Raw genomic sequence first — 21,404 nt, 5'->3', positions numbered from 1 at the left:
CGCACCGTCAGGAGGGCACGGCGGTCCGTGGCAGGGAAGCCGGGCGATCGAGGTTCTGGCACGTGGCGAGTGAGAGGTGTCGAACAGCAAAAAGGCCCGGGTCTGTGACCTGGGCCTTGGCTGTGGAGCGGGTGACGAGAATCGAACTCGCGCTCTCAGCTTGGGAAGCTGATGTTCTACCATTAAACTACACCCGCGTGATACGGCAATCGGTTGGAACCGGTGTCGGAACGCTCGCTCACTGTACCCCATCGCAGGCCCCCGGCGTCCGTCGCCGGGGGCCTGCGAGGCGTGTGCCGGGGGAGGGGTGTGGGGCGTACGGTGGGCCGCGCCGGGCAGGGTGCGGGCGGGCGGAGTGCCGCCTGGAGTGCCGTCGCCCTGGTCCCGTAATGTGGCTTTTGTCGCCAGGGATTCCGGCGGACGCGGCTTCTGGGGAAGGGACTTGAAGGACTTGATGGATCGCACCGTCCTCCGCTGTGCCGATGGGCACGTGTTCACCACCGCCTCGTTTCCGATGCAGCAGGCCGAGCGGCTCGGGCCCGGACGGCTCGTCCGGTGTCCGCGGTGCGCGCGGCTGCGCAGTGCCGTGCCGGTGAGCATGGGCGTGAGCGTGGGGAAGCGGTAGGAGCAGGAGCAGTAGCCGGCCTGGCGCGCGGGCGGTGGCGGTTTCCGCTGCTCCGCGCGCCTTGCGTATCCTCGGGGCGTGCTTCTCTCTGACAAGGACATCCGGGCCGAGATCGACGCCGGGCGGGTGCGGATCGATCCCTTCGACGACTCCATGGTGCAGCCGTCCAGCATCGACGTACGCCTCGACCGCTACTTCCGGGTGTTCGAGAATCACCGGTACCCGCACATCGACCCCTCCGTCGAGCAGGTCGACCTGACCCGGCTCGTGGAGCCGGAGGGCGACGAGCCGTTCATCCTGCACCCGGGCGAGTTCGTGCTGGCCAGCACGTACGAGGTCATCACGCTGCCCGACGATCTCGCCTCCCGGCTGGAGGGCAAGAGCTCGCTCGGGCGCCTCGGGCTCGTCACGCACTCCACCGCCGGCTTCATCGACCCCGGGTTCTCCGGGCACGTGACGCTGGAGCTGAGCAATCTCGCCACCCTGCCGATCAAGCTGTGGCCGGGGATGAAGATCGGCCAGCTGTGCATGTTCCGGCTCACCTCGCCCGCCGAGCACCCCTACGGCAGCGAGCGGTACGGGTCCCGTTACCAGGGCCAGCGGGGGCCGACCGCCTCCCGGTCCTTCCTCAACTTCCACCGAACCCAGGTATGAGCAGGACGCGAGCATGAGTGACGTACGGGAGAACCTGACCTACGAGCAGTTCGGCGTCGCCGTGCGGGAACTGGCCCAGGCCGTCGCCGACGACGGCTACGAGCCCGACGTCGTGCTCTCCATCGCCCGCGGCGGCGTCTTCGTCGCCGGCGGCCTGGCCTACGCCCTGGACTGCAAGAACATCCACCTCGTGAACGTGGAGTTCTACACCGGCGTGGGCACGACGCTCGAGATGCCCGTCATGCTCGCGCCCGTCCCCAACGTCATCGACTTCTCCGACAAGAAGGTCCTCATCACGGACGACGTCGCCGACACGGGCAAGACGCTGAAGCTGGTGCGGGACTTCTGCCTCGACACCGTCGCCGAGGTGCGCAGCGCGGTCGTCTACGAGAAGTCCCACTCGCTGGTGCGGTGCGAGTACGTCTGGAAGCGCACCGACGAGTGGATCAACTTCCCGTGGAGTGTCTTGCCTCCAGTACATAGGTCGGGTGGGGTGCCCAGAATGAACAAGGAAGCACTCTGACCTGGGTTGTGCACTGCTACCAGACCGATCCGGCTATAGGGGCGTGCAACCCGGCTTCGAGACTCTAGGGTTCTAGGTCATGAAGCTGTCCTTGACGTTGGTGACCATCCTGGGCGGTCTATTGCCGCTGGCGGCCGTTATCTGGGGTTCTGTCTCCCTTCGCCGTGACTACCGGCGCTTGGTGAATGACCTCACCGCTATTGACGCGATCATCCAGGCACCAGAGGGCACCCACGCCGATCGCTCGGCGGCGATGCGTGCCGTACGGGAGCCCAAGTACAACGCGGGGCGTCTCATGTACAGCTACGAGTGGACGCAGCGTCTCGTGTGGGAGCAAGCGATGGACGACCTACGCGGGCCGGCTTGGCTGGCTGGTGCTGGCCTGGTGCTCGCGACGGTCGCTGGAGCGTGGTCCATTTGGATCTGACGCAAGGATGAGGTCAGGAGTGTGCTTCCTGGCCTCATCCTTATCAGGTCGATCATGGGGCTGTTGCTACCTCGCTCGACCACTTGGGCTCCTCGGTCGACGGCGCGCTGAAGTCCGGCGCTGACCATGGAAGTCCGTGGTTGTTGGTGTCATCCGTTGATGTCAGGTACCGAATGCCCTCTTGACAGATCCGGCCGCAACGTCTGCCCGACGACCGACTAAGAAGGCTGTCACTTGTGCCAAGTCCCCACAGACGGAGACCGATCCGGCAAGGATGGGTGCATGCCTACCGAGCAGCTTGTCCGTTTCCAGGTGTCGGATCTTGTCGCCAACAGCCTTGCAGACCGTCTGCCCCGTACCGATCCTCTGAGTGTCATGCTCCGTGAAGCTCCTCGGCGCCCGCATGGAGCTGGTGGCCAAGCTGCTGTCTTTCCGGAAGCCACGTTCGAGGAAGCGAACCAACTTCGCGCCCACCTCCTCGATATGGCCCACGACATCCGCACAGGACGGTATCGGTGTAATGGCGTTACGTATCAAAGCGCCCAACGCTGCGCCAATCAAGTACGTACCGCGATGTTCGTCAGCAACGCATATCGAGGACAACCCGGCACAGAGGGCATCGAAGACTTCCACGACCTGCGTCACTGGAAGATGAGGGCTGGCTCAGCCCACCACTCTGCCTAGCTCCCATCCCGTCCGCCGTCGACCCACACACCGTGGAGCGGGCGTGGTTCAGGGCGTCCAGGTGGAGCGCGCCACTGTACGAACGACCTGGACGCCCTGGGCCGCGTCTGCTCGGCTCTGCCTGGGTCGGCGGTGGACGGGATGGGAGCACCCCACGCACGCCCCAACGTGCCCGCGGTCGGCGACGGCGCCCCCTCCATCCCGGTGCCGGCCGATCCCCCGCCGGAGGCATCGTCTTTGACCGCGGGCCGCTATATGCGGTGATCGACTCATGGCTTCCGGCCCTATCCACATGTGGGCGCGCGTCGGCGCAGCGCGGGCGGAGCGGGCCGAAGGCAGGAGCGTCGCCCGGAGCGGAGCCGGGAAGCGCGCCCGGCGGAGCGGAGCGCAGCCGGGGCTTGATGAGGTAGAGAAACCTGTAACAGCTTCCGCTCGCGGCTGGCCGGTTGGGCATCCTTGCGAGGCTGAAGTACTGCCTGCTGCCATGGGGATGGATCACACGGCTGCCGGGGGCGGAGCATGGATGAGCTGAAGGTCTCGGCGTGGAAGCGTCACGGTCACGACCGGCTGTACGTCAACAGGCCGGACGGTTCTACGGTGGCGTGGTTCGACCGGAAGACGGGGCACATCGAGGTCAAAGTTCCTGTACTCCGCGAGGCTGCGCTGGAGGCGCTCGCGCCGTACCTCATACGTCCCTCAACCCCCGTGACGGTCCCCACGGGAAGCTCCTCGGATGTCAGCTTGCCCAGCCTTCCCCCCAAGTACGACCTGGCGGGCAATCCCCCGGGCTTCTCCCTCCGCCGTGAGATCAAGGGTCGCTCTCCCAGCGTCTTCGGCCGCCTCATCGCCTGGTCCCTGGGCCGGGCGACGGACGACGCATCGTGGCGAACGGGATACGCGGGCGAACGCATCGTAGGGCGGGAGCTGAAGCGGCTCGGCCGGCATGGCTGGCGCTCCCTGCACTCGATCATGGTCACGCCCACGCAGGACATCGATCACCTGTTGATCGGTCCTGGAGGGGTGTTCACGATCAACACGAAGAACCACACTGGCATGGACATCTGGGTGGGGGACAACGTGGTGAAGGTCAACCACGGACCCGCACGTCCCTACCTAGGGAAGAGCCGCGCTGAAGCCGCGCGAGCATCCCGGACCCTGGAACGTGGCTGTGGGTTTCCCGTCGCGGTGAAGCCCCTACTCGTCTTCGTGAAGCCGTCGAGCCTGCGGGTAGAGCGATCGCTCCAAGACGTGCGAGCCATACGTGAACGGGGACTCGCCGACTTCGCCCCGCTCGCTGGTGTGCTTCGCCCCGACCAGGTCGAGGCGATCTACACGGTCGCCCGCGACCAGCGCAACTGGATGGACGATAGCCAGAGGTAGCCCTAGCCAGGTGGGTACGTTGACCTCATGAGCCTCTCCGCCGTTGATTCCCGGGAGCGATTCGTCGGAGCTTCCGTCGCTCGGCTCGCGACCGTTGACGTGGCCGGGACCCCGCATGTGGTTCCCGTGACCTTCGCCGTAGAGGGCGACACGGTCTACTTCGTGATCGACCACAAGCCCAAGCGCACGACAAACCTGCGACGGCTGCGGAACATCGCTGAGAACCCCCGCGTCTCGCTCCTGGTCGATCACTATGCGGATGACTGGTCGGCGCTCTGGTGGGCTCGCGCGGATGGGTTGGCGGAGATCTGGGAGGACGATGAACGCCGCCAGAGGGCTCTTCCGCTGCTGCAACAGAAGTACCGCCAGTATGTCGAGACACCGCCTAGCGGGCCCGTGGTCGCCATCCAGGTCGACGCCTGGACAGGCTGGAGCTTCGCCGGATGACGTATGTCGGCAACGCCCCGTAAGCTGGCTTGCATAGCCAAGCTGAGGTGACCTGAATGGCCGAGAAGGATCTTCCTCCGTATCGGAAGATCGCCAATGAACTGCGTGCACGCATCCTGTCGGGGGAGTTGCGCGCCGGCGAGAAGCTCAAGTCAGAGAACGAACTGAAGGATCAGTACACCACGACGCGAGTGACCGTTCGCAAGGCGCTGGCTCTGCTCAAGGCTGATGGGCTCCTTGTCAGCGAGCAGGGTCGGGGCGTCTTCGTTCGCCCTCGACCCAACGTGCAGATGCTCACCACGGGCGCGAACTTCCGCAAGCGCCGCGACACGGGCGTGAGCAACTTCAACGCAGAAGCTGCCGCCCAGGGCCTGCGCCCCGAGCAACGCATCCTGTCGGTCGAGTCGGTGCCGGCCCCAGCGGACATGGCGGCCTTGCTCGGGGTCGCAGAAGGCACGGAAGTGATCGTCCGGCGCCGCGCGTTCTTCGTGAACGACGAACCAATGCAGCTTGTGGACGGCTACTACCCGGCTGACCTGTTCGCGGGCACCGAAGTCGCTGAGCCCCGCAAGATCCGTGGCGGCGTCAGCCGAGTGATCGAGGACCCCAAGGGGCCGATCAAGGAGCGCATCACGCAGTTCGTTGAGGATCTTGAGATTCGCATGCCAACACCAGAAGAGGCAGAGTCACTCGTGATCCCTCCAGGTGTGCCTCTGGCTCGCGTGCTCCGTACCGCCCACACCTCCGCAGGCCGAAGGGTTGAAGCGCTGGACTCGCGCGTGCCGTGCGACCGGCACGTCTTCCGGTACGTCATCGACATCCCATGATCGACTAGGCGTTCCAAGGGGACCTTCGGGTCCCCTTTTTGAACTCCCTACTTGCATATCCAAGTTGACACCCCTACGGTTATGACACGGCTTGGATATACAAGCTGCTCGCTCGTGGGGAGTCTGCTCCCCACGCCCTGACGTAGGAGTGAGCTATGCCGTCGTTCAAGATCGACCTCTCGACCGCCATCGTGTTCGTGGCGACCGCGCCGGAGCCGAAGATGGCGAACAAGAAGACCGGCGAGCGGGCCGTGGACCGGGACACCGGTGCGGGCCTGTCGACCGTGGGCCTGCTGGTCTCGGACGAGGGGGAGGGCAACCTCTACCAGGTCACCATTCCGGAGACGGGCTTCCCCGAGGGTCTGGCCCCGGGCATGCCGGTGCGGGTGGTCGGCCTCAAGGCCCGTGACTGGGAGAACGAGTTCAACGGCCAGAAGCGCCACGGGATCTCCTTCCGCGCTGTCGCGATCACGTCGGCGGCCTGACCATGAGCGACCTGACGCTGTTACTGGAGGCCACGGGCGCCCTGGCGGGTGCCGGCGGTCTCGGCTACGCCAAGCAGCGGGCGCCGCGCGCGTACTGGTCGACGGTGGGCTTGCCGCTGACGTGGGGCCGGTTCACCTGGTCGTACCGCTCCACGATGGAGGTGTGCGGGCTGACCGTGCAGCCGGCCGGGCTGCGGGCCTTCATGACCCGCAACCTTGCCCGCCGCGAGGTCCGGCCCGTGCCGCCGAAGGTCCGCCGGGTCCGCCCCACCGCGACCGGCCTGCGCATCACCCTGCGCCTGCCCGCCGGCTTGGAGCCCGCCGACGTCGCCGCGTCCTGCGAGCGGCTGCGCCACGCCTTCGGGGTCCAGTCGGTCACCGTGTCCGAGACCCGGCCCGGCTTCGTGGAACTGCGGATGACGGGCTACGACGTCCTTCGCCGGGTCCGCCTGCCGCGCTCCGCACAGCCGTCCGGCCTCACGGTTCCGGTGGCCCTGCGGGAGGACGGCACGGTCTTCGAGCGGGACTACCGCGCGGTGCCGATGGCGCTGACCCTGGGGGCTACGCTGTCCGGCAAGTCCGTCTACCAGCGCAACCTGGTCAAGGGCCTCGCCAAGCTCCCCGTGGGGTTGATCGGCATCGACTGCAAGCGCGGTGTCGAGCACAGCCGCTACGCCCCCCGCCTCTCTGCCCTGGCCACGGACCCGGACATGGCCGGCCGCCTGATCGACGCCCTGGTCCTGGAGATGGGCGAGCGCTTCGACCTCCTTGCCCTCTACGGGGTCTCGGACGTGTGGGACCTGCCCGCGGAGCTGCGGCCGGTGCCGCTGGTCGTCCTGATCGATGAGGTGGCGGAGCTGTTCCTGGTCACCTCGAAGAAGGACGAGGCGGCTCGGGACCGGACGGTCATGCAGTTGGTGCGCCTGGGTCAGATGGCCCGCGCGGTCGGTATCTACCTGGAGGTCTGCGGGCAGCGCTTCGGCTCCGACCTCGGCAGGGGCGCCACCGCGCTGCGGGCCCAGCTCACCGGCCGGGTGGTGCACCGGGTCAACGACAAGCAGACCGCCGAGATGGGTCTGGGGGACATCGCCCCGGACGCGGTGATGGCGGCGACCTCGATTAGGGCCGACCGCCCCGGCGTCGCGGTGGCCGGTGACACCTCCGGTGGCTGGTCCCGCATCCGCACCCCGCACACCACGCCGGCCGAAGCGGCGGCCGTGTGCCGGGAGTTCGCGCACCTGACGCCGGAGCTGCCGTTCCTGGCCCCGTTCCGGCCGCCGGCCCGGCAGGTGGTGCCGCCGATGCCCACCCTTCCGCCGCTGGTCACCCCGCAGCCCTGATCCCGAAGGGGAGGTGAAGAGCCCGTGTTCCGCTCGATCCGTATCGACGCCGTGCTCGTCCAGGCCGTGATCGCCGGTGCCTTGTCCTTCGCCCACCTGCACGATCTTGCCGAGGCGGCCGGACAGACCGGCTGGAAGGCATGGGCCTACCCCGTCTCCGTCGACCTGCTCTTGGTCGCGGTGTGGCGCCGGCTGCGCACCGACCGCTCAGGGCTTGCGTGGCTGTGGTTCCTGGTCGCCCTGGTCGCCTCCCTCGGCGCGAACATCGCGACCGCCGGGCTCCTCGACCTTGACCACGTTCCGGCCTGGCTGCGCATCCTCGTCGCCGGCTGGCCCGCCCTGGCCTTCCTCGGCGGCACCCTCCTCGCTCACGGTCCCGCCGACCCGGCACCGGTCTCGGACCACGCGCCCGCGCCGATGGTCGACCGACCCGGGCAGGCTGAGCAGGCTCCGGAGATCCCGACGCCGGAACCTGTCCCGGCCCTGCCGCACGCCTCGGACCCCGCGGTGCCGCCGGCGCTGATCGACCATGCCCGCAAGGTCGCCACCGAGCACCGCGCGCGCACCGGCACGGACATCGACACCGCCACCCTGCGCGCTCGCCTCGGGGTCCCGGAAGACCTCGCCGGCGCGATCGTCGCCCGACTCGCCTGAGAGGAGGTGATCCCGCGTGCGCCCGAACCGCTTCTACGACGTGATCCGTATCGGCCCCGTGAGGGTCGGCACGTTCAACAACGGCCGTGGCCAGACTCGGCACACCGCCGCCTGCACCGCCCCGAACTGCGGCTTCTCCACCGAGCACCGCGACCGCTCGGCGGCCGAACTCGCCGCCCGCACCCACCGCTGCACCTGAAAGGAGGCACGGCATGCAGCTGCCCGAAGACCAGATCCGCGCCGGCCACATCCCCGCCGACCTCTACCGGCAGATCCCGCCCGGCACCGACCTGCGACGCGTCGTGATCGTCCAACAGGCCCCCCGCTCCTACAGGGGCCCGATCGTCCTGACGCTCGTCGTCGTCGCGGGATCGGTCGCGGTGCTGCTGATGATCGCCTTCGTCGTTCAGGTCCTCGCCGGCGCCGCCGTCGCGGTGCTGTCGGCCACCGGCGGCCTGAGCTACACGATCAACCGCACGTCCAAGCGCAAGCACCTGAGCAGCAAGTAACACCGGCCGGGGCGGCCTCAACCGCCAAGTTTCCGCCGCCCCGGACGGCTCCTCCCATCCAGATCCAAAGGACCCGAAAGGGAAGCCTCATCATGCCTCAGCACGCCCAGATCACGCGCGTCTGCCGCGACTGCGACGGCTTCGCCGCCGCCGCGATCACCACCGGCACCCGCCACCGCGACGGCACCCGCGCCACCCTCCGCATCACCTGCACGACCTGCAAGGGCACCGGCACCACCACCCCGGCCACCGCTCTGATCCAGACGGGGCGGTGACGGTCGTGGGACTCCTGAACTGGAACTCCGGACAGCACTACGACCACGCCGGCGACTGCCCGTGCACCCAGTGCGGCAACCCCACCCCGCTGCGCTCCCACGCGGGAGAGCCCGTCCACAAGGTGTGCGCTCAGGAGTGGAACGACCGCAACCCGCACGCCGCCCGGCACGAGCACGACGGCCGCGACCTCGGCACCAGCCGGTTCCACTCCGACCTGCCGCGCAAGAGCCGCAAGGGCGGTGCCCGATGAACGCCCCCGGCCGCATCCTCGACCTCTTCGCCGGCCCCGGTGGCTGGTCCGAGGGACTGCGCACCCTCGGACTGCGAGACATCGGTGTCGAGATCGACCCGGCCGTGTGCGCCACGCGGGCCGCCGCCGGACACACCACGATCCGCGCCGACGTCGCCGCCTACCCCACCGTGCCTCTGCGCGGAAAGGTCTCGGGGCTCATCGCCTCGCCGCCGTGCCAGACGTTCAGCGCCGCCGGCCTTCGCGCGGGTAACACCGACCTGCCCCTGTGCCACCAGGTCCTGGACGACCTCACCCGCGGGCACGACACCCGCGACACCGCGCGCGCCGCCTGCACCGACCACCGGTCCCTCCTCGTGGTCGAGCCCCTGCGCTACGCCCTCGATCTGCGCCCGGACTGGATCGCTCTGGAAGAGGTCCCCGCGGTACTGCCCCTGTTCGAGCACACCGCCTGGTCCCTCGCCGCCGCCGGCTACTCGACCTGGACCGGCGTCCTCAACGCCGCCGACTTCGGCCTCGCCCAGACCCGCCGCCGCGCCTTCCTGATCGCCTCGCGCACGCGTCCGGCCCTGCCCCCGGAGCCCACCCACGCCGACGGCGGCACCGCCGCCGACCTCTTCGGCGACGGCCTGCCCACCTGGCGCACGATGGGCGACGTCCTGGGCTGCCCGCCCGGCGAGGTCATCACGCGCGGCAACCACACCACCGGCGGAAGCCGCTTCCCCACCACCGGCCCCTCCTGGGCCCTCACCGGCCGCGCCCGATCCTGGATGCTCCGCGTCGGAAACCGGCCCTCCGCCACCCGCCGGCGCCTCGACCAGCCCGCACCCACCCTGCTGTTCGCCAAGGCCCTCAACGACGTCTCCTGGATCGACGCGGACGGGCATCCGGTCCGCCGCCTGACCGTCCAGGAAGCCGCCGTCCTCCAGGGCTTCCCCGCGAACTATCCGTGGGCCGGGTCGCGCACCAAGCAGTTCGAGCAGATCGGCAACGCCGTCCCCGCACCCCTCGCCGCCGCCGTCCTGCGCCCCCTCGTTCCCGCCGCACTGGAGGTGGCCGCGTGAGCGACACCGCCACCATGGCGGGCCTGGACCCGGCCACCCTCGCCGACGTGCTGAGGCTGGCCGGGTCCACCGGCTTCGACCGCATCCAGGACCAGATCCGCCGCACCGGCGGCTGCTCCGACCCCATCCACCTGACCGGGGCGACCGTCACCCGCGACGCGGCCACCGGCACCGTGCTGCACTCCTACTCGACCGACACCGAACCCGGCGGCCGGCTCCGACTCGCGTGCGGCAACCGGCGGGCCTCCCGCTGCCCCTCCTGTGCCTGGACCTACGCCGGCGACACCTACCACCTCATCCGCGCTGGCCTCGTCGGTGATCCCGCCAAAGGCACCCCCGAGACGATCCGGGACCACCCGCGGGTCTTCGCCACCCTCACCGCCCCCTCGTTCGGCCCGGTCCACAACCGCCCCGGCAACCGCCCCTGCCGCTGCGGCACCCGCCACGCTGAGGACGCCCCCGAGCTGGGCACCCCGCTCAACCCCGACACCTACGACTACGCCGGCGCCGTGCTGTGGAACAACCACGCCTCCGACCTGTGGCGCTACTTCACGATCTACCTGCGCCGCGAGATCGCCAAGCGCGCCGGCCTCACCCAGAAGGACGCCAAAGAGCAGTCCCGGGTGTCCTTCGGCAAGGTCGCCGAGTACCAGAAGCGCGGCGCCGTCCACTTCCACGCCGTGATCCGCTTCGACGGACCCGACGGGCCCGACGATCCCCCGCCGGCATGGGCCACGCTCGGCCTGCTCACCGACGCGATCCATGCCGCCGCCGCCCGCGTCGAGGTCGACGTAGACCCCTCCGGGGATGAGCCGGCCCGCACCCTCACGTGGGGCACGCAGCTCGACGTGCGCCCCATCCGGGCCTTCGGCGAGGGCGAGGACATCACCGAACAAGCGGTCGCCTCCTACGTCGCCAAGTACGCCACCAAAGCCGCCGAGACCACCGGCACCGTCGACCGCCGAATCGGCAACAAGGAAGCCCTCGTCCTCCTCGGCGTCGCCGACCACCCTCGCCGGCTCATAGAGGCGTGCCTCGACCTGCACGCGCTCTACCCGGACCGCAAGCTCCGCGACTGGGCCCACATGCTCGGCTTCCGCGGCCACTTCTCCACCAAGTCCCGCCGCTACTCCACCACCCTCGGCGAACTACGCCAGACCCGCGCCGACTACCGCGCAGCCCAGCAACGCGCCGCCCTCGGGCTGCCCGACCCGGACGACGAGGACGCCACCACGCTCACCCTCGCCCACTGGACCTACGCCGGCCACGGCCACACCCCCGGCGAGTCCTGGCTCGCCGCCAACATCCGCCGCGACATCCAGCACAACCGCGACACCGCCCGCGAGGAACTGGCAGGAGGTGCCGTTGATGAGTCAGCCCAGTACTACGAAGTGCCGTAAGGCGACCGCTCAGCGTGAGGTCATGAGCACGGACGAGTGGCTGCGAATGCACCTTCGCCGTGCGCCCGAGCGGGACGAGGAGTGGGTACGCCGTGCCCTCGTCTTGCAGGGGCGGGCCTGATCGTCACCGCCAGACAGGTTCGATCAGGCTGGGGTCGAACTTTCGGCTTCCTCGTCCGGCCGGGTAAATGATCACGGCTGAGAGGCTGTGCAGCACGATCTCTTGCTGGCGTTCGACTGGCAGCGCAAAGAATTCTTCGACGGTTAGGTTCGCCGCGTCACCTTTGGCCTCGGCCTGCTTCTGCTCCTTGTAGAAGCGGGCCCGTTCCAGTTTGAGTTCGTCGCGCAGCCGTTCCTTGGCCGGCAGGAGCTGCAAGAGGGTGGCCACCGTGATCTGTTTCGAGCGTTCGGCATTTACGAGTTGGGCGATGTCTTGGGAGACCTGCTCCAACTCGGCCTCGCGCGGCCATTGCTGATCGGTCGGGATGGCGGTTACTGCTGCTCGCGCGCGCTGTTCTTCGAGTGCGAGTTGGACTATGAGCCTGTCGACGGGCTCCCCAACCCGTCCGACCTTGCCGCATCCGCCGTTCACCACGGAGCACTGGTACGTGTACCTTGTGGCCTTCGATCCTGGCTGCCAGCGGTTGTTGATCTGCCCTCGGATCTTCGTCTTGCACAGTCCACACCGGGCGATGCCCGAGAGCAGGTACTTACGGGCGAGGGACCTGCCGGGGCGCTTCTGCTTCCGCTCGGCGACGGCCGCGCAGACGGCTTCCCACTCTTCCAGGCTGTTGATCCGCTCCCAGTTGCCCTTGACCGGCTCGCCGTCCTCGCCGACCAGGATTTCACCGTGGTACGTCCGGTAGCCGACCAGCCTGGGGTTAGTCAGGATCTGCTCGACGTGATGGTGGGCCATGCGCTTGGTGCCTGCGCGCGGGTTGCCCAAGCCCTGTTGCTGCCACCGGGTCCGGATGGTTCCGATGCGGACGCCGGCGAGGACTTCGCGCTGTGCCTCGCGGATGGCCTCGGCGGCCGTGGGGTCGACCTTGGTCCGGTCGTCCTTGCTCCAGCCGTACGGCGCCGGTCCTCCGCTGTCCTTGCCCTGCTGGGCCAACTCCAGGTGCTTGCGCTTGATCCGGCGTGACGCGTCGTGCGACGACTTGTTGGCGAACGCGACCATGATGCGGGCCATGGTGCGACCGTCCGGCGACCCAAGGTTGATGTCGTTCGTGACGGTGGCGAACTCCAGGCGGGGCCGCTCGTCGAAGATCTCGATGAGGCGCTCTAGGTCCTGCGGTTGCCGGGCGAGGCGGTCCAGGTCGTAGGCCACGATTCCGTCGATGAGGCCGGCGCGGAGGTCTTTCAGCATCAGCTCGAACTCGTCGCGCACGACGTTGCGCTTGAACGCCGACACGTCGTTGTCCTCGTAGGTCTTCACGACCTGCCACGATCGGAGATCCGCGAGGCGTTCGCAGTCCTGCTGCTGCCGGGCGACGCCCAGCGACTCGCCCTCGTCGTCCCGCGAAATCCGGGTGTAGACCCCTACCTTGCGTGCCACGGCCGGCCCTCCCCCTGCCTCCTGAGCGGGGCCAGACTACTACCGTCATCAAGTCAAGTCAGCCTGGTCCGTGCAGCCGCCCGTCGTGCGGCGGGCGGGGCAGGTGCTCGACGCCTGAGGCGGCGGCCTCAACCGGTTTCCACCGGCCTCAGAACGTGCCCAGCTTCACGATCGACAGCAGCGCGATCAGCTGGATCGACGCCGCCGCCAGGGCCTTCGGCCACGGGAGGTCGTGGGAGCGGCTGACCATCAGGGTGAGCAGGGCGCCGGCGGCCAGCCAGGTGGCCCAGCCCAGGACCTGGACGAAGGGCGCGTCGCCGCCGGCGAACATCGCGACGATCAGGCGGGGCGCGTCCGTCAGCGACATGATCAGCATGGAGAGGCCGACCGTCGGCTGCCACGCCCCGTCGCCGCCGAGCTGGCGGGCCAGGGTGTGCGTGACGACGCCGAGGACGAAGGCGCTGAGCACCATCGCCACGGCGGTGACGAGGACGATCGGGACCGCGTTCGAGAGCGTCGCGTGGATCGCGTCCTCACGGGCGCCGTCGAAGCCGAAGACGGCGAGCAGGCCGTAGAGGAACGTGACGATGAGGGCGGGGGCCCACATCGCGTAGTCCCGCATCTGGAGGAACGTCTGGTTGGGGGAGAGCACCACGCCGCGCAGCAGGGCCTTCCAGTGCAGGCGGGGGCCGACCGGGCCGGGGGGCGGGGCGGCCGAGCCGGCGCGGTAGGTGTCGCCCTGGGTGTAGGCGGTCTGGGCGTACGGGTCCTCGCCGACCGTGAACGCCTGGGTGTGGCCGGGGTTGTTGGCCGCGTACGGGTCGTACGGGGCGCCGCCCTGCGGGTGCGGGTACCCACCCTGGCCGCCGTCGTCGCCGAAGTACTCCGGCTCCCCGTGGCCGCCGCGCCCGCCGTGGCCGCCGTAGGGCTGCCCTGGGTACGGCTGTTGCGGGGGCGGCGGTCCCTGGGGGGCCTGCCCGCCGTACGGGGGGTGTTGCGGTCGCGCGTGCGGAGCGCCGTCGTCCCGGCCGCGTCCGATCCTGAATCCAGCCACGCCTTCGAACGTACCTGGTCCCGGAGAGCGGGGTGCGGGGCCGGGACCGCAGAAGGGGCCTTTGCGGCCGAGCTGTGACATCCCCTAAGGGGCCCCGAAGAGCCCCTTAGGGGACCACGGCGCTACTTCACCGGCTCCGGCGTCGGCTCGCTCTCCGTCTCCGGCTCGCCCGCCGGGCCGGCCGGGGTCCTGACCGAGTCCAGGAGGAGCTGGGCGACGTCCACGACCTGGATGGACTCCTTGGCCTGGCCGTCGTTCTTCTTGCCGTTCACCGAGTCCGTGAGCATGACCAGGCAGAACGGGCAGGCCGTGGAGACGATGTCCGGGTTGACGGACAGGGCCTCGTCCACGCGCTCGTTGTTGATGCGCTTGCCGATCCGCTCCTCCATCCACATCCGGGCGCCGCCGGCACCGCAGCAGAAGCCGCGTTCCTTGTGCCGGTGCATCTCCTCGTTGCGGACGCCGGGGACGGCGGCGATGATCTCGCGCGGGGGCGTGTAGATCTTGTTGTGCCGGCCCAGGTAGCAGGGGTCGTGGTAGGTGATGATGCCCTCGACCGGGGTGACCGGGACCAGCTTGCCCTCGTCCACCAGGTGCTGGAGCAGCTGGGTGTGGTGGATGACCTCGTAGTCGCCGCCGAGCTGCGGGTACTCGTTGCCGAGCGTGTTGAGGCAGTGCGGGCAGGTGGCGACGATCTTCTTGGCCGACTTCGGCTTCGCCGACTCGGGGACCACCTTGCCGTCCTCGTCCATCTCCTCGCCGAAGGCGGCGTTGAGGGACATGACGTTCTCCATGCCCAGCTCCTGGAAGAGCGGCTCGTTGCCGAGGCGGCGGGCGGAGTCGCCGGTGCACTTCTCGTCGCCGCCCATGATGGCGAACTTGACGCCGGCCATGTGGAGCAGCTCCGCGAAGGCCTTCGTGGTCTTCTTGGCCCGGTCCTCCAGGGCGCCGGCGCAGCCGACCCAGTACAGGTACTCGACCTCGGTGAGGTCCTCGATGTCCCTGCCGACGACCGGGACCTCGAAGTCGACCTCCTTGAGCCACTCCAGGCGCTGCTTCTTGGCCAGGCCCCAGGGGTTGCCCTTCTTCTCCAGGTTCTTGAGCATCGTGCCCGCCTCGGAGGGGAAGGCCGACTCGATCATCACCTGGTAGCGGCGCATGTCGACGATGTGGTCGACGTGCTCGATGTCCACCGGGCACTGCTCGACGCAGGCGCCGCAGGTGGTGCAGGACCACAGGACGTCCGGGTCGATGACGCCGTTCTCTTCCGCGGTGCCGATGAGGGGGCGCTCGGCCTCGGCGAGGGCGGCGGCGGGCACGTCCGCCAGCTGCTCCGCGGACGCCTTCTCCTCGCCCTCCATCGTCTTGCCGCCGCCGGCCAGCAGGTACGGGGCCTTGGCGTGCGCGTTGTCGCGCAGCGACATGATCAGCAGCTTGGGGGAGAGCGGCTTGCCGGTGTTCCAGGCGGGGCACTGCGACTGGCAGCGCCCGCACTCGGTGCAGGTGGAGAAGTCCAGCAGGCCCTTCCAGGAGAACTGCTCGACCTGGGAGACGCCGAAGACGTCGTCGTCGCCGGGGTCGGTGAAGTCGATCGGCTCGCCGCCGCTGGTCATCGGCAGCAGGCCGCCGAGCGAGGTCTCGCCGGTGGCGTTGCGCTTGAAGAAGATGTTCGGGAAGGCCAGGAAGCGGTGCCAGGCCACGCCCATGTCGGTCTTCAGCGCGACCGTGATCATCCAGATGAAGGAGGTCGCGATCTTCACGCCGGCGAAGAGGTAGGTGAGGTTCTGCAGCGTGGAGAGGTCCATGCCACGGAACCAGGCGACGAAGGGGTACGAGAGGAAGAACGACGCCTCGTAGCCGTCCACGTGGTGCTGGGCGCCCTCCAGGGCGTGCAGCGTGAAGATGCAGACGCCGACGATGAGGATGACGGTCTCGACGAAGTACGCCTGGCCGAAGTTGGAGCCGGCGAAGCGGGACTTGCGGCCCGGCCTGCTGGGCTTGCTCAGCTGCCGGATGGCGATGAGCACCAGGATGCCGAGGACCGTCATGGTGCCGATGAACTCGACGAAGACGTTGTAGGGGGCCCAGTCGCCGAGGATCGGCAGCAGCCAGTCGGCCTGGAAGAGCTGCCCGACGGCGTTGACGATGGTCAGCAGGAGGGTGAAGAAGCCGATCGCCACGAACCAGTGCGCGACGCCGACGATGCCCCAGCGGTTCATGCGGGTGTGGCCGAGGAACTCCTTGGCCACGGTGAGGGTGCGCTGCGCCGGGGCGTCGGTCCGTGTCCCGGCCGGCACCGGCTGACCCAGCCGCATGAAGTTGTAGATCTGCAGGACGGCGCGGGCGAAGAGGGCCGTGCCGACCACGATCAGGACCAGCGACACGATGATCGCGGCGAGTTGCATGAGGGCTCCTCGGGCCTGCGAGGCGAGATTACTAAGCGGTAACTTACCCAGTCTGTCCGAGCGTACCCGCATCCACCGCCGCACTGTAGCCAGGGCCCCGGTGATCTGCGTCGCTGAGGCAACCCTGACCGGCGGGGGCCGGTGCGGGCGGCTGCGCCACGCCGGGCGAGGTCGGGTCGTTCTTCGCACAAGGTGACATTCGGCCGGATCGGGTCATTCTAGGCCGGTCGGCCGGATTGCGAACCCGGCGTCTCGGGTATGCGACCGTCCGGGTGCCGTCGATCCCGGCCCCGCCCCCTCGGAAAGCACCTGTTCACGGCCCCGTTGCGCGTAAGGAACGGATAAGAGTTGAGCCGACTCGACTCAGCTCGGTTGACCTGGCGGCCGACGTCGTGCACAGTTGAGCCTGTTCCACTCAAGTCAGCTGGAGGTACATCACCATGGCACGTGCGGTCGGCATCGACCTGGGCACGACTAACTCCGTCGTCAGCGTTCTGGAGGGCGGCGAGCCCACCGTCATCACCAACGCCGAGGGCGCCAGGACCACGCCGTCCGTCGTCGCCTTCGCCAAGAACGGCGAGGTGCTCGTCGGCGAGGTGGCCAAGCGCCAGGCGGTCACGAACGTCGACAGGACCATCCGGTCGGTCAAGCGCCACATGGGCACCGACTGGAAGATCAACCTCGACGGCAAGGACTTCAACCCCCAGCAGATCAGCGCCTTCGTGCTGCAGAAGCTGAAGCGGGACGCGGAGTCCTACCTGGGCGAGAAGGTGACCGACGCGGTCATCACCGTCCCGGCGTACTTCAACGACGCCGAGCGCCAGGCCACCAAGGAGGCCGGCGAGATCGCGGGCCTCAACGTCCTGCGCATCGTCAACGAGCCGACCGCCGCCGCGCTGGCGTACGGCCTCGACAAGGACGAGCAGATCATCCTGGTCTTCGACCTCGGTGGCGGCACCTTCGACGTGTCGCTCCTGGAGATCGGCGACGGCGTCGTCGAGGTGAAGGCCACCAACGGCGACAACCACCTCGGTGGTGACGACTGGGACCAGCGCGTCGTCGACTACCTGGTCAAGCAGTTCCAGTCCGGCCACGGCGTGGACCTCGGCAAGGACAAGATGGCCCTCCAGCGCCTCCGCGAGGCCGCCGAGAAGGCCAAGATCGAGCTGTCCTCCTCCACCGAGACCTCGATCAACCTGCCCTACATCACGGCCTCCGCCGAGGGCCCGCTGCACCTGGACGAGAAGCTCACCCGCGCCCAGTTCCAGCAGCTGACGGCCGACCTCCTGGAGCGCTGCAAGACGCCGTTCCACAACGTCATCAAGGACGCCGGCATCCAGCTGTCCGAGATCGACCACGTGGTCCTCGTCGGCGGCTCGACCCGCATGCCCGCCGTCGCCGACCTGGTCAAGGAGCTGACCGGCGGCAAGGACGCCAACAAGGGCGTCAACCCGGACGAGGTCGTCGCCATCGGCGCCGCCCTGCAGGCCGGTGTCCTCAAGGGCGAGGTCAAGGACGTCCTGCTGCTCGACGTCACCCCGCTGTCCCTCGGCATCGAGACCAAGGGCGGCATCATGACCAAGCTGATCGAGCGGAACACGACGATCCCGACCAAGCGCTCGGAGATCTTCACCACCGCCGAGGACAACCAGCCCTCCGTGCAGATCCAGGTCTACCAGGGCGAGCGCGAGATCGCGGCGTACAACAAGAAGCTCGGGATGTTCGAGCTGACCGGTCTGCCGCCGGCGCCGCGCGGCGTCCCGCAGATCGAGGTCGCCTTCGACATCGACGCCAACGGCATCATGCACGTGACCGCGAAGGACCTGGGCACGGGCAAGGAGCAGAAGATGACCGTCACCGGCGGCTCCTCGCTGCCGAAGGACGAGGTCGACCGGATGCGCTCCGAGGCCGAGCAGTACGCGGAGGAGGACCACCGCCGCCGCGAGGCCGCCGAGTCCCGCAACCAGGGCGAGCAGCTCGTCTACCAGACGGAGAAGTTCCTCAAGGACAACGAGGACAAGGTCCCCGGCGAGATCAAGACGGAGGTGGAGGAGGCGGTCACCGAGCTGAAGGAGAAGCTCAAGGGCGAGGACACCGCCGAGATCCGCACCGCCACCGAGAAGGTCGCCGCCGTCTCGCAGAAGCTGGGCCAGGCCATGTACGCCGACGCCCAGGGCGCGCAGGCCGCCGGCGGCGAGGCCCCGGGTGCCGGCGCGGACGCCGGTGCCGAGCAGGGCAAGGCCGACGACGACGTGGTCGACGCCGAGATCGTGGACGACGAGCGCAAGGACGGTGCCGCGTGACGGAGGAGGCCCCGGGCTTCGAGGAGAAGCCCGACGTCCCCTCCGGCGCCACCCCTGACGACGCCGAGCCGAAGGCCGCCGCCCCCTCCTCGGAGGAGGCCGCGGCCCCGGCCGGGGACGCGAGCGACGAGAACGCGGGCCTGGTGGCCCAGCTGGACCAGGTGCGCACGGCGCTCGGCGAGCGCACGACGGACCTCCAGCGGCTCCAGGCCGAGTACCAGAACTACCGCCGCCGGGTGGAGCGCGACCGCATCGCGGTCAAGGAGGTCGCCATCGCGAACACCTTGACCGAGCTGCTGCCCGTGCTCGACGACATCGGTCGCGCGCGGGAGCACGGCGAGCTGGTCGGCGGTTTCAAGTCCGTCGCCGAGTCGCTGGAGACCGTCGCGGCCAAGCTGGGCCTCCAGCAGTTCGGCAAGGAGGGCGAGCCCTTCGACCCGACGGTCCACGAGGCCCTGATGCACTCCTACGCCCCGGACGTCACCGAGACCACGTGCGTGGCGATTCTCCAGCCCGGGTACCGGATCGGCGAGCGCACCATCCGCCCCGCGCGGGTGGCCGTGGCCGAACCGCAGCCCGGCGCGCAGACCGTCAAGCCGGCCGAGGAGGCGCCCGCCGCCGAGGCGGCGGCGGAGGACAAGGAGAGCGGTGGCCCGGAGGAGGGCTGACGTCGACAGGCACACGTACGCAGGAGAGGAGGGACGTCGGGGATGAGCACCAAGGACTTCATCGAGAAGGACTACTACAAGGTCCTCGGCGTCCCCAAGGACGCCACCGAGGCCGAGATCAAGAAGGCGTACCGGAAGCTCGCCCGCGAGTTCCATCCGGACGCCAACAAGGGCAACGCCCGGGCGGAGGAGCGGTTCAAGGAGGTCTCCGAGGCGAACGACGTCCTCGGTGACCCCAAGAAGCGCAAGGAGTACGACGAGGCGCGCGCCCTCTTCGGCAGCGGGGGCTTCCGCCCCGGCCCTGGCGCGGGCGGCGGCGGCACCACCTTCAACTTCGACCTGGGCGACCTCTTCGGGGGCGGCGCCCAGAGCGGCGGCGGGGCCGGCGGCTTCGGCGGCGGTCTGGGCGACGTCTTCGGGGGCCTGTTCAACCGCACCGGCGCCGGTGGCGCCGGCGGCGGCACGCGGACCCAGCCGCGGCGCGGCCAGGACATCGAGTCCGAGGTCACGCTCAGCTTCACGGAGGCCATCGAGGGCGCCACGGTGCCGCTGCGGATGTCCTCCCAGGCGCCCTGCAAGGCCTGCTCGGGCACCGGCGACAAGAACGGCACGCCGCGTGTGTGCCCGACCTGCGTCGGCACCGGGCAGGTCGCCCGGGGCTCGGGCGGCGGCTTCTCGCTGACCGACCCGTGCCCGGACTGCAAGGGCCGCGGCCTGATCGCGGAGGATCCCTGCGAGGTCTGCAAGGGCTCCGGGCGGGCCAAGTCCTCGCGCACCATGCAGGTGCGCATCCCGGCCGGGGTCTCCGACGGGCAGCGCATCCGGCTGCGCGGCAAGGGCACCCCGGGCGAGCGGGGCGGTCCGGCGGGCGACCTCTATGTGGTCGTGCACGTCAAGGAGCACTCCGTCTTCGGCCGCCGGGGCGACAACCTCACGGTCACCGTCCCGGTCACCTATCCCGAGGCGGCCCTCGGCGGCGAGATCCGGGTGCCCACCCTGGGCGGGCCCCCGGTCACGCTGAAGCTGCCGGCGGGCACGCCCAACGGCCGCACCATGCGGGCGCGGGGCAAGGGCGCGGTCCGCAAGGACGGCACCCGGGGCGACCTCCTGGTCACCGTCGAGGTGAGTGTTCCGGGGGACCTGACGGGGAAGGCTCGTGACGCCCTGGAGGCGTATCGCGAGGCGACCGCGGACGAGGATCCGCGGGCGGAGCTGTTCCAGGCCGCGAAGGGAGCATGAGGAGATGGACGGTCGTCGGCGCAACCCGTACGAACTGACCGAGGAGACCCCGGTCTACGTCATCTCGGTGGCGGCCCAGCTCTCCGGGCTGCACCCGCAGACCCTGCGCCAGTACGACCGTCTCGGCCTGGTCTCCCCGGACCGCACCGCCGGCCGGGGCCGGCGCTACTCGGCCCGCGACATCGAACTGCTCCGTCAGGTGCAGCAGTTGTCGCAGGACGAGGGCATCAACCTGGCCGGCATCAAGCGCATCATCGAGCTGGAGAACCAGGTCGCGGCGCTCCAGTCCCGGGTGGCGGAGCTGTCCGACGCGCTGGAGGGCGCGGCGAGCGCGATGCGCCAGCGCGAGGCGGCGGTGCACGCCTCCTACCGGCGCGACCTGGTGCCCTACCAGGAGGTGCAGCAGACCAGCGCGTTGGTGGTCTGGCGGCCGGCGCGCAAGCAGCCGCCGGAGTGAGACCGTCCTCATCGGAGCGGTGGGGGGGGGGGGGGGGGGGGGGGGGGGGCGGCGGGGGGGGGGGGGCCCCCCCCGCGGGGGGGGGGGGGGGGGGGGCCCCCCCACCCCCCCCCCCCCCCCCCCCCACCGCGTTCGGCTGGTGGACGGGGTGTGAAGCACCTCGGCAGGACCGTGG

23 protein-coding genes and 1 tRNA gene are annotated in these 21,404 nt (G+C 69.5%); 20 read left to right on the top strand and 4 right to left on the bottom strand.

Annotated elements, in window-relative coordinates:
* Window positions 1-123: 123 nt before the first annotated feature.
* Window positions 124-197, bottom strand: a tRNA-Gly gene (locus ACGFZL_RS04265).
* Window positions 198-703: 506 nt separating this feature from the next.
* Between ACGFZL_RS04265 and dcd the strand changes: the two genes are divergently transcribed.
* The 16 genes from dcd to repSA all read left to right on the top strand — a co-directional run bounded on the left by dcd (window position 704) and on the right by repSA (window position 11,545).
* The gene (gene dcd, locus ACGFZL_RS04260) at window positions 704-1,279 is read left to right on the top strand and encodes a dCTP deaminase (protein WP_125629797.1); all 576 of its coding nucleotides are present in this window, start codon (window positions 704-706) and stop codon (window positions 1,277-1,279) included.
* A 13-nt stretch (window positions 1,280-1,292) separates the two neighbouring features.
* On the top strand, window positions 1,293-1,802 hold the full coding sequence (locus tag ACGFZL_RS04255) for a phosphoribosyltransferase (RefSeq protein ID WP_393689096.1): 510 nt from the start codon (window positions 1,293-1,295) through the stop codon (window positions 1,800-1,802).
* Window positions 1,803-1,881: 79 nt separating this feature from the next.
* On the top strand, window positions 1,882-2,229 hold the full coding sequence (locus tag ACGFZL_RS04250) for a hypothetical protein (protein WP_393689094.1): 348 nt from the start codon (window positions 1,882-1,884) through the stop codon (window positions 2,227-2,229).
* Window positions 2,230-2,511: 282 nt separating this feature from the next.
* Window positions 2,512-2,913, top strand: a complete 402-nt coding sequence (locus ACGFZL_RS04245; protein ID WP_393689092.1) for a hypothetical protein — start codon at window positions 2,512-2,514, stop codon at window positions 2,911-2,913.
* A 519-nt stretch (window positions 2,914-3,432) separates the two neighbouring features.
* Window positions 3,433-4,293: a nuclease-related domain-containing protein gene (locus tag ACGFZL_RS04240; protein ID WP_393689090.1), complete on the top strand. Its 861-nt coding sequence runs from the start codon at window positions 3,433-3,435 to the stop codon at window positions 4,291-4,293.
* A gap of 27 nt (window positions 4,294-4,320) precedes the next feature.
* Complete coding sequence (locus tag ACGFZL_RS04235; RefSeq protein WP_393689088.1) at window positions 4,321-4,740, top strand: TIGR03668 family PPOX class F420-dependent oxidoreductase; 420 nt, start codon at window positions 4,321-4,323, stop codon at window positions 4,738-4,740.
* A gap of 56 nt (window positions 4,741-4,796) precedes the next feature.
* Window positions 4,797-5,567, top strand: a complete 771-nt coding sequence (locus ACGFZL_RS04230) for a GntR family transcriptional regulator (RefSeq protein WP_393689086.1) — start codon at window positions 4,797-4,799, stop codon at window positions 5,565-5,567.
* Window positions 5,568-5,722: 155 nt separating this feature from the next.
* Window positions 5,723-6,052, top strand: a complete 330-nt coding sequence (locus tag ACGFZL_RS04225) for a hypothetical protein (RefSeq protein WP_393689084.1) — start codon at window positions 5,723-5,725, stop codon at window positions 6,050-6,052.
* A gap of 2 nt (window positions 6,053-6,054) precedes the next feature.
* Window positions 6,055-7,392 carry an FtsK/SpoIIIE domain-containing protein gene (locus ACGFZL_RS04220; protein ID WP_393689082.1) on the top strand — a complete coding sequence of 446 codons (1,338 nt, stop codon included), beginning with the start codon at window positions 6,055-6,057 and terminating at the stop codon, window positions 7,390-7,392.
* A 24-nt stretch (window positions 7,393-7,416) separates the two neighbouring features.
* Window positions 7,417-8,046 (top strand): DUF2637 domain-containing protein, encoded by a 630-nt coding sequence (locus ACGFZL_RS04215; protein ID WP_393689080.1) that lies wholly within the window; start codon window positions 7,417-7,419, stop codon window positions 8,044-8,046.
* Between the two features lie 16 nt (window positions 8,047-8,062).
* Window positions 8,063-8,245, top strand: coding sequence for a mobile element transfer protein (locus tag ACGFZL_RS04210; RefSeq protein WP_058916493.1), 183 nt, complete (start codon window positions 8,063-8,065; stop codon window positions 8,243-8,245).
* Window positions 8,246-8,258: 13 nt separating this feature from the next.
* Window positions 8,259-8,555: a hypothetical protein gene (locus ACGFZL_RS04205; RefSeq protein ID WP_393689077.1), complete on the top strand. Its 297-nt coding sequence runs from the start codon at window positions 8,259-8,261 to the stop codon at window positions 8,553-8,555.
* A gap of 92 nt (window positions 8,556-8,647) precedes the next feature.
* Window positions 8,648-8,830 carry a hypothetical protein gene (locus tag ACGFZL_RS04200; RefSeq protein WP_393689075.1) on the top strand — a complete coding sequence of 61 codons (183 nt, stop codon included), beginning with the start codon at window positions 8,648-8,650 and terminating at the stop codon, window positions 8,828-8,830.
* 5 nt (window positions 8,831-8,835) lie between these two features.
* Complete coding sequence (locus tag ACGFZL_RS04195) at window positions 8,836-9,081, top strand: hypothetical protein (protein WP_393689073.1); 246 nt, start codon at window positions 8,836-8,838, stop codon at window positions 9,079-9,081.
* Window positions 9,078-10,145, top strand: a complete 1,068-nt coding sequence (locus ACGFZL_RS04190; RefSeq protein ID WP_393689071.1) for a DNA cytosine methyltransferase — start codon at window positions 9,078-9,080, stop codon at window positions 10,143-10,145. The genes ACGFZL_RS04195 and ACGFZL_RS04190 overlap by 4 nt, the downstream gene beginning before the upstream one ends.
* Window positions 10,142-11,545 carry a replication initiator protein RepSA gene (gene repSA / locus ACGFZL_RS04185; protein ID WP_393689069.1) on the top strand — a complete coding sequence of 468 codons (1,404 nt, stop codon included), beginning with the start codon at window positions 10,142-10,144 and terminating at the stop codon, window positions 11,543-11,545. Before ACGFZL_RS04190 ends, repSA begins: the two co-directional genes overlap by 4 nt.
* A gap of 124 nt (window positions 11,546-11,669) precedes the next feature.
* Here the strand turns inward: repSA and ACGFZL_RS04180 are convergent, their stop codons facing one another.
* The 3 genes from ACGFZL_RS04180 to ACGFZL_RS04170 all read right to left on the bottom strand — a co-directional run bounded on the left by ACGFZL_RS04180 (window position 11,670) and on the right by ACGFZL_RS04170 (window position 16,562).
* On the bottom strand, window positions 11,670-13,103 hold the full coding sequence (locus tag ACGFZL_RS04180; protein ID WP_393689067.1) for a recombinase family protein: 1,434 nt from the start codon (window positions 13,101-13,103) through the stop codon (window positions 11,670-11,672).
* Window positions 13,104-13,251: 148 nt separating this feature from the next.
* Window positions 13,252-14,238, bottom strand: coding sequence for a Yip1 family protein (locus ACGFZL_RS04175; RefSeq protein WP_393689065.1), 987 nt, complete (start codon window positions 14,236-14,238; stop codon window positions 13,252-13,254).
* Between the two features lie 41 nt (window positions 14,239-14,279).
* Entirely contained in the window at window positions 14,280-16,562 is a 2,283-nt protein-coding gene (locus tag ACGFZL_RS04170) for a heterodisulfide reductase-related iron-sulfur binding cluster (protein WP_393689063.1), read from the bottom strand.
* A gap of 440 nt (window positions 16,563-17,002) precedes the next feature.
* Here ACGFZL_RS04170 and dnaK point away from each other — a divergent pair, with 440 nt between their 5' ends.
* From dnaK to ACGFZL_RS04150, 4 genes are read left to right on the top strand one after another with little or no spacing between them, the layout of a single operon-like run.
* Window positions 17,003-18,865, top strand: coding sequence for a molecular chaperone DnaK (gene dnaK / locus ACGFZL_RS04165; protein ID WP_355167982.1), 1,863 nt, complete (start codon window positions 17,003-17,005; stop codon window positions 18,863-18,865).
* Window positions 18,862-19,533: a nucleotide exchange factor GrpE gene (grpE, locus tag ACGFZL_RS04160; RefSeq protein ID WP_393689060.1), complete on the top strand. Its 672-nt coding sequence runs from the start codon at window positions 18,862-18,864 to the stop codon at window positions 19,531-19,533. Before dnaK ends, grpE begins: the two co-directional genes overlap by 4 nt.
* 42 nt (window positions 19,534-19,575) lie before the next feature.
* Window positions 19,576-20,772, top strand: a complete 1,197-nt coding sequence (dnaJ, locus tag ACGFZL_RS04155; RefSeq protein WP_355167978.1) for a molecular chaperone DnaJ — start codon at window positions 19,576-19,578, stop codon at window positions 20,770-20,772.
* A gap of 4 nt (window positions 20,773-20,776) precedes the next feature.
* Complete coding sequence (locus ACGFZL_RS04150) at window positions 20,777-21,229, top strand: heat shock protein transcriptional repressor HspR (protein ID WP_393689058.1); 453 nt, start codon at window positions 20,777-20,779, stop codon at window positions 21,227-21,229.
* Window positions 21,230-21,404 lie beyond the last annotated feature (175 nt).

This window comes from Streptomyces sp. NPDC048182, from assembly GCF_043202555.1.
Taxonomy (GTDB): Bacteria; Actinomycetota; Actinomycetes; order Streptomycetales; family Streptomycetaceae; genus Streptomyces.
This window is presented reverse-complemented; position numbering and strand designations above follow the sequence as displayed.